Source organism: Streptomyces sp. NPDC048566, from assembly GCF_043199735.1.
Classification (GTDB): Bacteria; Actinomycetota; Actinomycetes; order Streptomycetales; family Streptomycetaceae; genus Streptomyces.
This window is the reverse complement of the sequence record NZ_JBICWL010000012.1, coordinates 102,690-116,439: the sequence shown is the minus strand read 5'-3', so window position 1 is coordinate 116,439 and position 13,750 is coordinate 102,690. Positions and strand designations below refer to the sequence as shown.

The 13,750-nt window shown below is 71.7% G+C and carries 10 protein-coding genes; 3 read left to right on the top strand and 7 right to left on the bottom strand.

Going from position 1 to position 13,750, the window contains the following annotated elements; translation table 11 throughout:
• Positions 1-44 precede the first annotated feature (44 nt).
• Positions 45-1,472, top strand: a complete 1,428-nt coding sequence (locus ACGFS9_RS19870; RefSeq protein WP_393254833.1) for a pre-peptidase C-terminal domain-containing protein — start codon at positions 45-47, stop codon at positions 1,470-1,472.
• 346 nt (positions 1,473-1,818) lie between these two features.
• Entirely contained in the window at positions 1,819-2,697 is an 879-nt protein-coding gene (locus ACGFS9_RS19865; RefSeq protein ID WP_393254831.1) for a MurR/RpiR family transcriptional regulator, read from the top strand.
• 41 nt (positions 2,698-2,738) lie between these two features.
• On the opposite strand, the gene ACGFS9_RS19860 is transcribed toward ACGFS9_RS19865, so the two are convergent.
• From ACGFS9_RS19860 to ACGFS9_RS19830, 7 genes are all read right to left on the bottom strand, one after another.
• Positions 2,739-3,425, bottom strand: coding sequence for a Pr6Pr family membrane protein (locus ACGFS9_RS19860; protein WP_393254830.1), 687 nt, complete (start codon positions 3,423-3,425; stop codon positions 2,739-2,741).
• A 64-nt stretch (positions 3,426-3,489) separates the two neighbouring features.
• Entirely contained in the window at positions 3,490-5,640 is a 2,151-nt protein-coding gene (locus ACGFS9_RS19855) for an alpha-galactosidase (RefSeq protein ID WP_393254828.1), read from the bottom strand.
• Between the two features lie 59 nt (positions 5,641-5,699).
• A complete protein-coding gene (locus tag ACGFS9_RS19850; protein ID WP_393254939.1) occupies positions 5,700-7,709 on the bottom strand; it encodes a beta-galactosidase in 2,010 nt (669 codons plus the stop codon).
• Positions 7,710-7,759: 50 nt separating this feature from the next.
• Positions 7,760-8,656, bottom strand: a complete 897-nt coding sequence (locus ACGFS9_RS19845; RefSeq protein ID WP_393254826.1) for a carbohydrate ABC transporter permease — start codon at positions 8,654-8,656, stop codon at positions 7,760-7,762.
• Positions 8,653-9,570 carry a carbohydrate ABC transporter permease gene (locus ACGFS9_RS19840; RefSeq protein WP_393254825.1) on the bottom strand — a complete coding sequence of 306 codons (918 nt, stop codon included), beginning with the start codon at positions 9,568-9,570 and terminating at the stop codon, positions 8,653-8,655. The genes ACGFS9_RS19845 and ACGFS9_RS19840 overlap by 4 nt, the downstream gene beginning before the upstream one ends.
• Before the next feature lie 78 nt (positions 9,571-9,648).
• Positions 9,649-11,028, bottom strand: a complete 1,380-nt coding sequence (locus ACGFS9_RS19835) for an ABC transporter substrate-binding protein (RefSeq protein WP_393254823.1) — start codon at positions 11,026-11,028, stop codon at positions 9,649-9,651.
• 299 nt (positions 11,029-11,327) lie between these two features.
• On the bottom strand, positions 11,328-12,320 hold the full coding sequence (locus tag ACGFS9_RS19830; RefSeq protein ID WP_393254821.1) for a LacI family DNA-binding transcriptional regulator: 993 nt from the start codon (positions 12,318-12,320) through the stop codon (positions 11,328-11,330).
• Between the two features lie 821 nt (positions 12,321-13,141).
• Here ACGFS9_RS19830 and ACGFS9_RS19825 point away from each other — a divergent pair.
• Positions 13,142-13,693 carry a YciI family protein gene (locus ACGFS9_RS19825; protein ID WP_393254820.1) on the top strand — a complete coding sequence of 184 codons (552 nt, stop codon included), beginning with the start codon at positions 13,142-13,144 and terminating at the stop codon, positions 13,691-13,693.
• The last annotated feature ends 57 nt before the right edge of the window (positions 13,694-13,750 follow it).

The following is a 13,750-nucleotide window of genomic DNA, read 5'->3' as shown; positions in this document are numbered from 1 at the left end:
CGACCCCCCAAACGCCCGTCCGTCCCCTCCCCAAGGAGCGCCTCATGGCGTCACGCGCCACGCGCAGATCCACCCCGGCCCTGGCCGTCACCCTGCTGACACTGGCCCTGTCCCTCACCGCACAGCCGTCCGCCCACGCAGCCGCCGACCGCGTGCGGCTCGGCTCGGCGGGAGATGTCGCCCGCACCTCGTGGAGCGGTCCCGCGTTCACCATGAACGGCTCCGGCGCCGTCGTGCCGGCCTCCATGAACAGGGCCATCGAGCAGATCCGGGGCGGAACCGGAAGCATCGACGTCGTCGTCCTCGCCGGCTCGGCTCCGACCTCGGGCAGCGCGACACCCGAATGCGACACCGTCATGGGTCTCACCGGGGTCAACTCCTGCACGACCTGGACGCTCACCGCTGCATCCGACGGCAACAACAGCCAGGTCAACACCGATGTGCGCAACGCCGAGTTCGTGTACTTCGCCGGCGGCGACCAGTGCCGGTACGCGGCCTGGAAGGGAACCGCGCTCGAAGCCTCCGTGGAGTCGGTGGTCGCCAAGGGCGGCGGATCGGGCGGGGGCAGCGCGGGCCACCACATCAACAGCCCCCTGGTGTACGACGCGTGCAACGGAAGCGTCACCAGCAGCGAGGCGCTCGCCGACCCCTACGACCGCTCCATCAGCTTCACCACCGGCATGTTCCAGTGGCCGCACTACGACGGGATCGTCAACGACTCCCACTTCGTGACGCGCGACCGGATGGGCCGCAGCATGGCGTTCGCCGCCCGGGCGGCGAAGGACAACCTCACCTCGGGTGGCGCCGCCCGGGCCGTCGGGGTCGAGGAGGGCGGTTCGCTGTTCATCGACCGCGACGGCATGGCGACCGACTACGGCCAGGACGCCTACGTCGTCCTCGCCGACCACCAGCCCGAGCAGGCCACCGCCCGAAAGCCCCTGACGTACTCCGGCTTCAAGATCTGGCACCTCACGCCCGGATCGACGTACGACTTCGGCGACCGTCCCACGTGCGGCTACTACCTGCGCAGCGTCACCAACGGCAAGGCCGACGCCAACCTCTACGACGGCACCCCCGTGACCGACTGCGGCTCGTCGGCCGGGAGCACCCTGGCCGAAACCGAACCGAACGACACCCGCGACACCGCCGACGACGCCTCCGGCCTCCCCTCCCCCGCCACCCTCACCGGCGGCATGAAGTCGAGCAGCGACCGCGACTACTTCAAGGTCGCACTCGCCTCGGGCCAGAGCGCGTCCGTGCAGTGCGCCGTCCCCGGCGCCTACGACGCCGACCTGTACTGGCTGGACTCCTCCGGCAGCACGCTGGAGCGCTCGGTCAACGACGGCGCCGGCACCGACGAGTCCCTCACCTTCACCAGGACCGCGTCCGGATCGGGCACGTACTACGTGGACGTCGAGGCCTACAACGGCTCCGGCTCCTCCCCCTACACCTGCACACTCACCAAGAGCTGACCCTCTGACGTCCACCCCGTGGAAACGGAGCAGGTGGACGGCGTTCGGGCCCCGGCGCTGCACCGCGGGGCGGCGGCCGGTGGCCTCCGGGACAGGCGGAGGCCACCGGCCGCCCAGGGAAGCGCTCCACGGATTCCCACGGGGCACGTCATGTAATGTTCGTTACGAATGGGCGGACGCTCGACTCGGGAGAGACGAACCGGACGACGAATGCACCAGGACGCCGCACCCGGCCACTGCAACGGCAACGTAACAGGCAGTACATCCGGCGCTGTACGCAGCCGGGTTTGACGGCAGCGGGCGACGACGGCAGATCCGCCACCGCACCACCCAGGGAGGACGTCCGATGAGCCCCACGCTGGCCGACGAGATCCGCAAGCGGCTGGGCGAGCTGAGCCCGGCCGAACGCAAGGTCGCGCGGGTCCTGCTGGCCGGATACCCCTCCGCCGTCTTCGAAACGGTCGCCACCATCGCCGAGCGGGCCTCGGTCTCCGCTCCGACCGTGCTGCGGTGCGCCTCACGCCTCGGCTACAAGGGCTTCCCCGACCTCCAGGCCGCACTGCGGGCGGAACTCGACGCGCGCACGGCCTCTCCCATCACCCTGTACGGCCACGCCGAGTCGGCCCGGCCCGAGGAACGGGCTGGAGCCGAACGGACCGCCGATCCTCGACTCGGGGCCGCACTGGCCCTCGTGCAGCAGGCCGTGTCGCAGACGTTCGAGGAGGTGGCCCCGCACGAATTCGACGACGCGGTGCACCTGTTGAGCGATCCCCGCCGACGCGTCCACGTCGTCGGCGGCAGGTTCACCCATCTCCTGGCCCAGTACCTCGGTCTGCACCTCACGCAATTCCGCGACCAGGTGCACTTCCTGCCCGACCGGGACGTGGAGCGGACCTCCTTCCTCACCCAGCTCGCACGGCGCGACGTGACCGTGGTGTTCGACTACCGGCGCTACGAACCCGACAAGACCGCCATCGCCGAACTCGCCCGCGAACGCGGGGGAAAGGTCGTCGTGTTCACCGACCCGTGGCTCTCGCCGGCCGCGGCACACGCCGACGTCGTCCTCACCACCCAGGTCGCGTCGAACTCTCCGTACGACAGCCTCACGCCCGCACTGGCCCTCATCGAGTCCCTGGTCGCCGCGACCCTGGAGAAGATCGGCGACGAGGGCCACGAGCGGATGAAGCTCTCCGAGAGCGTGGCCCGGCGGACCGGCCTCATCTGATCCGGCCGCGCCGCGCGGTCGCAGCCCGGCCGCCCGCCCGATCACGGACCGACCGTCACCGCGGCGGCGGCGCCGCGCGGCGTGAGCCGGCGGTCCACGGCGACCAGCCCGAGCCCCAGCAGCAGGAAGGCGGCCGCGAGGAAGACGCAGTTGACGGCGACGCGTGCATAACCGAAGGCCCCGACATCGAGGAACGGGTACGGATAGCGCGTGCCGCCGGTCACCAGGGTGCCCCGGATCAGGGCGAAGGCGAGGTAGCCGAGCGGGTACGCGAGCCACACCACCGCGTGCCGGGGCCGCAGGGTTCCCCTCGGGCCGAAGAGCAGCCAGTCCAGCACGGCCGCCACCGGTGTGACCAGGTGCAGCAGCACGCTGTCCCACAGGTAGTGCGACTCCTTCTGCTCCTGGTAGAAGGGGCTGGCCGGGTTGGCGAGCAGCAGGTTGAAGACGGTGCCGGTGATCACGATGTAGAGGGTCGCTGCCCCTTTGACCGGGGCAACGAGGGCCTCGTCGGCATCTGCGCTGCGCCGCGTCCGGACGAGTAGCACGGCGAAGACCGCGATCAGGAGCAGATTGCTCTGGACGGTGAAGTAGATCCAGAACTCGGCGGGACCGGGGCCCGCGAGGCTTCTCGCCTTGGTGCCGCAGAGCCCCGCCGCTCCGGCCAGGCAGAGCGCGAGGCGAAGGGCTGTGGGGCGGGCACGATCACGTCCTGCGTCGAGTGCCATGAATGCTCCGTTGGGGGAAGGGAGTGGGTCGGGGCCGGGCGGGACGCCGGACGCCCCCGTCGTCTCACGCCGTGCGGCGCAGGACGGCCAGGGCGCTCGCGGCGTCACCGGCCGGAAGGGCGGGTACCGGCAGCCCGTAGCCGAGCAGGGTGGCCCCGGACCAGACGGCGCCGGTGCTCTCGTCCCGGTACCGGGCGGTGGGGTCCAGGCCGCGCAGCCTCAGCGGAGGGTGGTCGGGCCCGAACGAGGTGGTGGCCCGCCACACGAACACCGCGATGCGGCCGGCCTCTGCGTCGGTGTACTGAACGGCCGTCAGCGGCCCCTCGCCCGGGGCCAGCAGCCGGTCCTGCCGGCCGTGCTGCACCAGCGGGCGGATGTCCTTGTACTGCGCGACCAGCCGGGCCGCCTCCTCGATCTCCGGCTCCGTCCAGCGGGTCAGGTCGCCCCCGATGCCGAGGACCCCGGCCATGGCCGAGTGGAAGCGGAAGGCGAGCGGAACCGACCGCCCCGTCAGCGGGTTGGGGCTGTCCGTCACCCAGGCGGACATCACTCCCGCCGGGTACACCTGGCCGAAGCCGTGCTGGATGGCCAGCCGGTCCACCGCGTCGGTGTTGTCCGAGGTCCACACCTGATCGGTACGGCGGAGCATGCCCAGGTCGGTCCGGCCTCCGCCGCCCGCGCACGCCTCGATCCGCAGCGCGGGGAAAGCGGCGCGGAGCCGGTCCAGGAGCCGGTACACCCCGCGGGCGTGCTCGGTGTACACCTGGCGGGCGGGCCCGCCGGTATGCGCGCCCGCTTCCGTGAACGAGCGATTGAAGTCCCATTTCAGGAAGTCCACACCGTTGTCCGCGACCAGAGCGCGCAGCCATCCGTAGGCCCAGTCGGTCACCTCCGGCCGGGAGAAGTCCAGGACCAACTGGTTGCGCAGTTCGGTGGCGGTGCGGTCGGGCAGGTGCAGCACCCAGTCGGGGTGGGCGCGGAACAGGTCGCTGTCGGCGTTGACCATCTCCGGCTCCACCCACACCCCGAACGACATGCCGAGGCGGTGCACCTCGTCGGCCAGCGGCCGCAGTCCGCGAGGGAACCTGCGCGGGTGAGGCGTCCAGTCGCCGAGTCCCGCGCGGTCGTCGTCCCGGGCACCGAACCAGCCGTCGTCGACGACGAACAGTTCCACGCCGAGGGACGCGGCACGACGGGCCAGGGCGAGCTGGTTGTCCTCGTCCACCGCGAAGGAAGTGGCCTCCCACGAGTTGTAGAGCACCGGCCGCAGCTCGTCGGGGTGCGGCAGCACCTGCCGCCGCACATAGGTGTGCAGGGCGCGGCTGGCGTCGCCGAAGCCGCCCCGGGCGTACGCCGCGACGCTGACCGGCGTGACGTGGCGCCCGCCGGGTGCGAGGGCGGTCTCGGCGCCCTCGTGGCCCTCCGAGACGGCGACGCCGGCGTGCCGGGCGGCGGTGTGCTGGACCGTCAGCCGCCAACTGCCGCTGGTGGCGAGCGCCGTGGCCCAGACCTCGCCCTGTTCCTCGTCGGCGTGGCCGGCGTCGAGCATCGCCCAGGGGTTCGCGTGATGACCGGTGTGGCCGCGCCGGCTGGTCAGGGTGGTCTCGCCGATCGGCAGCGCGGTCCGCTCCAGACGGTGCTCGGCGGACCAGCCGCCGTGCACGCAGGACAGGCGCCACCCGGGCCGCTGAGGCAGCGGCCAGTGGGCGGAGGAACACCGTGTCAGGTGCAGTGGTTCGGCGCCGGGTCCCGCGGTGTGGACGAGTTCCGTCCAGCGTTCGAGGACGTCACCGCCCGCCGGCACCCGGTAGTGGAGTTCCCAGGCCAGTGGCCGGGAGCGGTCCCGCACGGCCACCACCAGGTGGTCGCCGTCGATGATCCGGACGTCCTCGACGCGGGGTTCGAGGGCGCTGCTGCCGTCGGGGAAGCGGACCGTGAGGGCGGGGACGCCGAACCGGGCGCCTCCTTCGACGGGGTACTCCTCCACCGCGTCGTGCCGTCCCTCGAAACTGTCGTCGTGGCCGGACCACACGGGCAGCGCCACCGCGTCCCCCGTCGGGACGGGAGCCCCCCAGTGGACGTGGCGCACGGTGCCCCGCGCACGGTCCACCCGCAGGACGTAGCAGGAGGCGTCGGTCCGCAGCACCACCGTGCCGCTTGGTTCGTCGAACTCCACACCTGCGGGCGCCGCGGGCACGGACACGGGGGCGTTCATCAGGCACTCCTCGGTGACGGGTGGGGACGCGGCGGGTCCGGCGGGCGCCGGCGCCCGGTTCAGTAAAGCGACTCGGCGACATCCTCGCGGACGACGGCCACGCCCCCGGCGGGGATCTCGGTGCACGGGCCGTCCCCGGCCGCGTCGAGAAGGCTGGTCCCTGCGACCCGCACCCCGACCGGCTCGCCGCCGTGGTTGACGAGGAAGAGGTAGGAGCCGTCCGGGCCGGTCCTGCGGACCGCCTCGACCCCGTCGGGCACGTCGGCGACGGGCCGCAGCCCGGCGTCCCCCGCCAGCCGCCGCAGCAGGTCCCGCAACGTGGCCCCCGACGCACGCGTGGCCGCGTACCAGCTCGTGCCGGCGCCGTGGTCGTGCCGGGTCAGGGCGGGGCCTCCCGCAGCCGGTCCGTCAGCGAAGCGCAGCACGGGTGTGCAGCCGCGGGGCTCGACGCGTTCGGCCCACTGGCCGGCCGTCGAACCGTCGTCGAGGGAGACGGTGTCGCCGGGGCGCAGCGGCAGGTACTCGTCGATGCGGAGGCCGAGGACCTCGCCGAGCGCGCCCGGGTAGCTGCCGGGGTGGACGCGGTCGTGGGTGTCGACGACGCCGCTGAAGCAGCCGACGGCGAGGTGGCCGCCGTCACGCACGTACCGGGTGAGACCGTCGGCGTGTTCGTCGGACAGGAGGTAGAGGTTGGGGGCGACGACGGCCTTGTAGGCGGACAGGTCGGCGCCGGGCGCGACCACGTCGCACGTGATGTTCAGCCGCCACAGGGCCTCGTACCAGTCGCGGACGGTGTCGAGGTAGCGCAGGGGCGCGCTCGGGCGGGCGTCCATTTCCAGGGCCCACCAGTTGTGCCAGTCGAAGACCAGCGCGACGTCCGCCGCGACGCGGGTCCCGGTCACCTCGCGCAGGGCGGCGAGGTCCGTGCCGAGGCCGCACACCTCCTTCCAGATCCGGGTGTCCGTGCCGCCGTGCGGGAGCATCGCCGAGTGCCACTTCTCGGCGCCGGCCCGGGACTGGCGCCACTGGAAGAACATGATGCCGTCGGCGCCGCGGGCCAGGTGGGCGAGGCTGTTGCGGCGCATCTGCCCGGGCTGCTTGGCCACGTTGACGGGCTGCCAGTTGACGGCGGAGGTGGAGTGCTCCATGAGCAACCAGGGACGTCCGGCCGCCATGCCGCGCGCCAGGTCGGCGTTGAGCGCGAGGTCGATGTGTCCGTCCGGGTCGGTGGCGGGCAGGTAGTGGTCCAGGGAGACGATGTCGCAGTCCGCGGCGAAGGAGTGGGCGTCCACCTTCTTCTCCAGCGTGCCCAGCTGGTTGGTCGTCAGCGGGATGCCCGGCGCGAGGCGCCGCAGCAGCGCGGCCTCGGCCCGGTGGCGGGACAGGAGCTGGTCCGAGGAGAAGCGGCGGTAGTCCAGGTCCTGCCCGGGGTTGCGGAAGGCGGTCGTGTCCCGTGGCGGGTCGATCTCCTCCCAGTCGCCGTAGCGCTGGCCCCAGAAGTCGGTGCCCCACACCTCGTTCAGCGTGTCGAGGGTGGTGTAGCGCTCCCGCAGCCAGCGGCGGAACGCGGCGGCGCTGACGTCGCAGTAGCACAGGGCGTTGTGGTTGCCGAACTCGTTGTGCACGTGCCACAGGACGACGGCGGGGTGGTTCGCGTACCGCTCGGCGAGCGCGGTGACCAGGGCGTCGGCGGCCTCCGCGTAGGCGGGGTGGCTGGGGCAGAACACCTGCCGGCTGCCGTGGGCGAGCCGGGTGCCGGAGGCGGTGACGGGCCGTGCGTCGGGGTGCGCGTGGGTGAACCACGGGGGCGGGGCCGCGGTCGCGGTGGCGAGGTCCACGGCGATGCCGCCGGCGTGGAGCAGGTCGAGCACCTCGTCGAGCAGGGCGAAGTCCCAGGTGCCGGGGCGGGGTTGGATGCGCGACCAGGAGAAGACGCCGACGGTGACGAGGTTGACGCCCGCTTCCCGCATGAGGCGGACGTCCTCCCGCCACACGCCCCTCGGCCATTGTTCGGGGTTGTAGTCGCCGCCGTAGGCGATGGAGCCCAGTTTGCGGGTGAGCGCGGTCAGCGGGTCGGGGGCCGGCGGGTGGGCGGTCTGCGGGTGGGGCGGGGTGGAGGTCACGACTTCACCGCCCCGGCGGCCAGTCCGGCCCGCCAGTAGCGCTGCAGGAGGAGGAAGGTGAGCACGATGGGCACGACCGAGATCAGGGCTCCCACGATGGTCAGGGTCTGGAGCTGGGGCAGCCGGCTGGTCTGCGACTGCCAGGTGAACAGGCCGAGGGTGACGGGGTAGAGGTCGTCGTCCTGGAGCATGACCAGCGGAAGGAGGAAGTTGTTCCAGATGACGACGAACTGGAACAGGAAGACGGTCACCAGGGCCGGGGACATCAGGCGCAGCGCGATGGTGCGGAAGATGCGCAGTTCACCGGCGCCGTCCATGCGGGCCGCCTCGATCACCTCGTCCGGGACCGAGGCCGTGGCGAAGATCCGGGCGAGGTAGACGCCGAAGGGGCTGACGATGCTGGGCAGGAACACCGACCAGAAGGTGTTGGTGGCGTTCACCTGGGCGAACAGCAGGAACAGCGGCAGGGCGAGGGCGCTGGCGGGCACCAGGACGCCGCCGAGGACCAGGGAGAAGATCGCCTCGCGCCCCCGGAACGTGTACTTGGCGAGGGCGTAGCCGGCCGCGGCGGCCAGCACCGTGGCGACGGCCGCGCCGGCTCCGGCGTAGAGCAGGCTGTTGAGCAGCCAGCGGCCGAACACGCCGTCCTGCTGGGCGAACAGCGCGGAGAGGTTGTCGCCGAGGTGCCAGTCGGCGGGCAGCAGCCCGGGGGTGGAGACCAGGTCGCTCTGGCTCTTGGTCGAGGAGACGAACAGCCAGTAGACGGGCAGCAGCATGTAGCAGGCGGCCAGGACCATGAAGGCCGTCGCGGCCACGACGGGGAGCCGTCCGGGCCCGCCCCGGCCCGCCGGGGCGGCGGGGTGGGCGCCTTCGACGCGGGTGAGGATGCTCATCCCTGCCTCCTGGAGGTCAGGCGCAAGAACGCGAACGACAGCAGGAAGGTCACGACGGCGAGCAGCACCGACAGGGCCGCCGCCTCGCTGTAGTTGTCGCCCGACGCCAGCGAGTAGGCGGCCAGGTTGGGCGTGTAGGTGCTGGTCACGCTGGTGGAGATGGTCCGGAAGACCTGGGGTTCGGTGAACAGCTGGAAGGTGCCGATGATGGAGAACACCCCGGTGAGCACGAGGGCCGGCCGGATCATCGGGATCTTGATGCGGGTGACGATGGTCCAACCACCCGCTCCGTCGACACGGGCCGCCTCGCCGATGTCCGCGGGGAGGGCCTGGAGGGCCGAGTAGAGGATGAGCATGTTGTAGCCGGTGTAGGTCCAGGTGACCACGTTGCCGATGGAGAACAGGATGAGGTGGGTGCCGAGGAGGTCGACCGTGATGCCGGCCGACCGCAGCAGTTCCACGATCGGCGAGAGGCGGGGGTCGTACAGGAAGGCCCACATCACGGCCGCCACGACGCCGGGAATGCCGTACGGCACGAAGTACACCAGGCGGAACAGGCGCCGCAGGCGCGCCACGGTCGAGTCCAGCAGCAGCGCCAGCACCAGCGAGAGCAGCAGCATGACGGGAATCTGGACCAGCGCGAAGACGCCGACGCGCACCACGCTGTCGCCGAAGAACGGCTCGTGCACGACGTCCGCGTATTGCTCGAAGCCGGCGAACACCGCGTGGGTGTGGCCGAAGGTGCCGCCCGTGCGCTCGGTCTTGTGCAGGCTCTGCCAGAAGGCGTACCCGACGGGCACGAGCGTGAACAGCACGAACGGGACGAGGAACGGCAGGAGGAAGGCGTAGGGGGCGAGGGCCTGGCGCGCGGGTCTGCGGCGCGCTCGGGGCGGGGTGGTCGGGGAGGTGCTCACATGAGGGCCTTCGGCGGGGAGGTGCCGTCCCCGCCGCCGCGACGGGCGGCGGGGACGCTCTGGGCGGGTACGGGGAGGTCAGCCGGTGACGTCGAGGGACTGCTTGCGCAGCGACTCCACGCTCTGCGACTGGGTCTGCTTCAGGACGTCGGCGAGTGTGCCCTTGCCGCCGACGGCGCCCGCGGTGCCGTCACTGATGTAGCGGTAGGTGTCGGTCATCGTCGGTCCCCAGGTGAAGCCGTTGTCCACGTCGGCGGACGCCTTGGCGAAGACGTCGAAGATGCGCTGCTTGCCGTAGAAGTCGACCGGCTGCTTCAGCGCGGGAAGGTCCAGGCCCTTCTTCGCCGCGGGGTAGAGGCCGCCCTCGCGGTTGAGGATCTCCAGTGCCTTCGGGTCGCTGTTGAGCCAGAGGGCGAACCGGGAGGCTTCCGCGGGGTGCTTGCTGCCGGAGAGCACGGCGGTCGTCGATCCGCCCCAGTTGCCGGCCTGTTCGTCGCCCGGCTGCCACTGCGGCATGGGGGCGACCGCCCACTTGCCCGCCGTGGACTTGGCGTTGTCGCGAATGGTGCTGTAGCCCCAGGCGGCGCTGATCCAGGTGACGACCTCGCCGTCGTTCCACGACTTGTACAGCGCCGGCGAGAAGCCCTGGAGGTCGGTGGCGACGAGGTGCTTGTCGATCAGCTTCTGCCAGTAGTCGGCGACTTGGCGGCTCTCCGGCCGGTCGACCGTGACCTTCCAGGAGTCGCCGTCGCGCTGGAACATGGTGGCCTTGTTCTGCCACAGCAGACCGGTGAACCAGTTCGGGTCGGTCTGCGAGTAGTGCGTGATGTACTTGCCGGCCTTCTTGATCTTGACCGCGTCGGCCGCGTACTCGTCCCACGTCGTGGGGGCCTTGAGGCCGAGCTTGTCGAAGATGTCCTTGCGGTAGAACAGCGCCATCGGGCCGGTGTCCTGCGGGACCGCCCAGATGCCGTCCTTGCCACCGGCCCCGAAGCCGACCTGCGACCAGGTCCAGTCCACGAACTTGTCCTGGGCGGCGCCGACTCCGGGGCACTTGGCGATGTCGCGCAGCCCGTCCTTGAGCCGGAAGCTCGCCAGGGAGTCGTACTCGATCTGCCCCAGGTCGGGGGCCTTGCCGGCCTTCAGGGCGTTGGACATGTTCTGGTAGGTGCCCGCATTGCCGGCCGGAGTGGTCTTCAACTTGACCTGCACGTCCGGGTGTTCGCTGTTCCACAGGTCCACTGCCTTCTGCATGCCGGGGACCCAGGACCAGTACTGCAGCGTCACCTTCCCGGACGCCGGCTTGCAGGACGAGCCGGCGGCGTCGTCCGCTCCTCCGCCTCCGCCACCGCTGCCGCAGCCGGTCGCCGTGGCGAGCGCCAGGACCACCGCACCGGTCAGGCAGCGCCTGACCAGCGATCGTCCGACCGGGGATGCACTACGTTCGCGTATCGCCATGAGGTTGCTCCTTGCACCGGGTGTCCCACTCCGACCAGCAATGGGCGCAACCCTCACAACAGGAATCCACAGAAGTCAACAGGCGCGGCGAAAGTTTTCCCAACCGAGTCCACGCCCAATGGCGCTCAGCAGCAGGCTCAGCAGCCCTCAGAATCTACGTTGACCTGCACTTTCAACAACACCGTCGCCATGCGTCGCACATCACTCTCGCCACACGCAATCGATTACGCTACGGTGCTCACCAGACCAGGAGGGTGTCGCGTCGGGACGGGCGGGACGCCTCCACGGGCGCCCGCCGCTCAAACCGAACTGCGGGCGACGAACTCGGCTTTCACGCGGACCGTCTTGGGCACACGGCGCCCGTCGAACCGCTCCCTGAGCAGCCGGGCGGCGGCGCGGCCGACGTCCTCCGCGGGATAGCGCACCGTCGTCAGCTGCGGCCGCACCAACGAGGCGAAGGAGGCATCGTCGTGACCCACGAGCGCCACGTCGCCGGGCACGTCGATGCCCAGCTCGTGGGCCTTGTCCAGGGCGCCCACCGCGATCACGTCGTTCGAGCAGAACACCGCGTCCGGCCGGTAGCGCCGGCTCATCAGCTCGGCGAACCCGGTGGCCCCCGCTTCCCGGGTGTGCTCGCCGCGCACGACCAGCCGCCCCGGCAGGGCGGTCCCGAATTGCCCGGCGAGCGACCTCAGGATCTCCAGGCGAGGGTCTCCGCCCGTCGCGTCCCGCGGTCCCGCGATCATCGCGATGCGGCGCCGCTTCGCCGCCGTCACCGCCTCCAGCGCCCGCCGCATCGCGGCCCGCGCGTCGGGCGCCACCGTGTCCACCGGCCCGAAGGGCACATCGGCACTCACCACGACGGGAACCCCGGCCCCGGCGAGAACGTCCAGATCCTTCGGCGACAGCCGGAACGGCGTGATCACCACACCGGCGAACCGCTGCTGCACCGCCTCGGCCAGCAGCGCCCGCTCCTCCTCCCGGTCGGCGCGGGTGTTGCAGACGATGACGTGCATGCCCAGCCCGCGGAACTCCTCCTGGAGCGTCGCGGCGAGCTGCGCGTAGAACGGGTTGGCGATGTCGGGCACGATCAGCGCCACCAGGCTTGAGCGTCCCGTCCGCAGACTGCGCGCCGCGGTGTTGACGGCAAAGCCCAACTCGGCGATGGCGGACTCCACCGCCGCACGCGTCGCCGGGGCGACGGGCCGCTTGCCGGACAGAACGTAGGAGACCGTGGCGGTCGACACACCCGCGGCCCGTGCGACGTCCGCCATCGTGACCTGCTCGCGCACCCGTCACGCTCCTTTCGCGCCGTCACCATACTTCACCAGCGACAACGACAGGGAAGCGCTCTCCCCGGCGCCGGTCCGCCACCCCGCCCGGCCACCGTCCCGACCGCCCGCCGGCATCCTTCGCCGAACGGGGCCCGCACCCCGGATGCACGGGCCGGACGGCGTCCGAGAACGGCGCCGCCCCGTCGACCGCCGGACGGGCCGTTCCGGGCTCCGCGGGTCGCCGGCTTTCGACACCTGGAGCGACCGGATTCCCACGGACACCGGCACGGCCGTACGCCGCGCCCACGCCGACCTCGTAATCCACTGGAGGCTGTCGGCGCCGGAGGTGCCGGTGGGCGCAGGTAGTCGACGAGGGCGGCCAGCCACTTCCGGTCCACCGCCGACTGGAGGGTCGTGCCGCTCGTAAGGCTGCGCCTCTCCCTCACCCTGACCGCATGGGCGGCCTCCGACGCGACGTACTCCGAACAGCTCACCCAGACCATCGCGGACCGCCGGTGCCACGGCCGGAGCGTGACGGCCGACTGCGCCGGCCATGCCCTGCCCCTGCCGGTCGTCCCCGTCGCCACCACCCGGTGCCGCGAGCACGCAGGTGCTCGCCGAGAGGCTCGGGAACGACGTCCCCGCCGTCCGGATTCGCCTCCTGCGAGGACGCGCCGGCGCCCGGTGGCCCGGCACCGGCGGCAGGCCGGACGCGCGACCGCGCAGCGGTTACCCCGTCTCGGCATCCCCCGCGCGAGTGACGCGGGATCACATGACCCGATGTCGCCGGGCATCGGATATCACCGGCGCGAGCGGACGCCGCGGGGTGATCCTTGGGCATGGAGTTCTTCTGCTACCACCGCGACCGGCCGGCCTCCGCTCTGCTGCGCGACGACCTACTGGAGGCGCACTGGTCCTACATGGACGGCTACGCGCAGCAGATGATCGCCCGGGGGCCCACGCTCACCGAGGACGGAGACACCGCCACCGGCAGTGTGCACATCGTCGACCTGCCCGATCCCGCCGCGGCCCGCGCGTTCGCCTTCGACGAGCCGAACTACCAGGCCGGTGTGTACCGGGACGTTCTGCTGCGCCGCTGGCGCAACGCGCTGGGGCGGACCATGTGGGACTTCGCCGGGGGACGGGACGGCGGCAACCGCTACCTGGTGATCGGGCTGGGCGCGGGCGAACCGGTCGACCTCGCCCTGCCCGCCGAGCAGCACGAGCCGATCGCCTACGGTCCACTGCTGTCAGACGACGGCTCGTCCTGGCTGGGCACCGCCGCCCTCGTCCGCGCCGGCGACCGGGCCTCGGCGCGCACCGTCCTGAGCGCCGACGGATACGCCGATGTCGAGGTGCACGCCTGGCAGTTCGGCGGACGCCCGCAATGACGCCGCGGTTCCCGACCGGCGGCGGCCGTGTTCGCGGCCTCCCGCCCGCCCTTGGCA

Coding starts and splice junctions, on each gene's coding strand:
- ACGFS9_RS19870 (WP_393254833.1), top strand. CDS start 45: ATGGCGTCACGCGCCACGCGCAGATCCACCCCGGCCCTGGCCGTCACC.
- ACGFS9_RS19865 (WP_393254831.1), top strand. CDS start 1,819: ATGAGCCCCACGCTGGCCGACGAGATCCGCAAGCGGCTGGGCGAGCTG.
- ACGFS9_RS19860 (WP_393254830.1), bottom strand. CDS start 3,425: ATGGCACTCGACGCAGGACGTGATCGTGCCCGCCCCACAGCCCTTCGC.
- ACGFS9_RS19855 (WP_393254828.1), bottom strand. CDS start 5,640: ATGAACGCCCCCGTGTCCGTGCCCGCGGCGCCCGCAGGTGTGGAGTTC.
- ACGFS9_RS19845 (WP_393254826.1), bottom strand. CDS start 8,656: ATGAGCATCCTCACCCGCGTCGAAGGCGCCCACCCCGCCGCCCCGGCG.
- ACGFS9_RS19835 (WP_393254823.1), bottom strand. CDS start 11,028: ATGGCGATACGCGAACGTAGTGCATCCCCGGTCGGACGATCGCTGGTC.
- ACGFS9_RS19825 (WP_393254820.1), top strand. CDS start 13,142: ATGGAGTTCTTCTGCTACCACCGCGACCGGCCGGCCTCCGCTCTGCTG.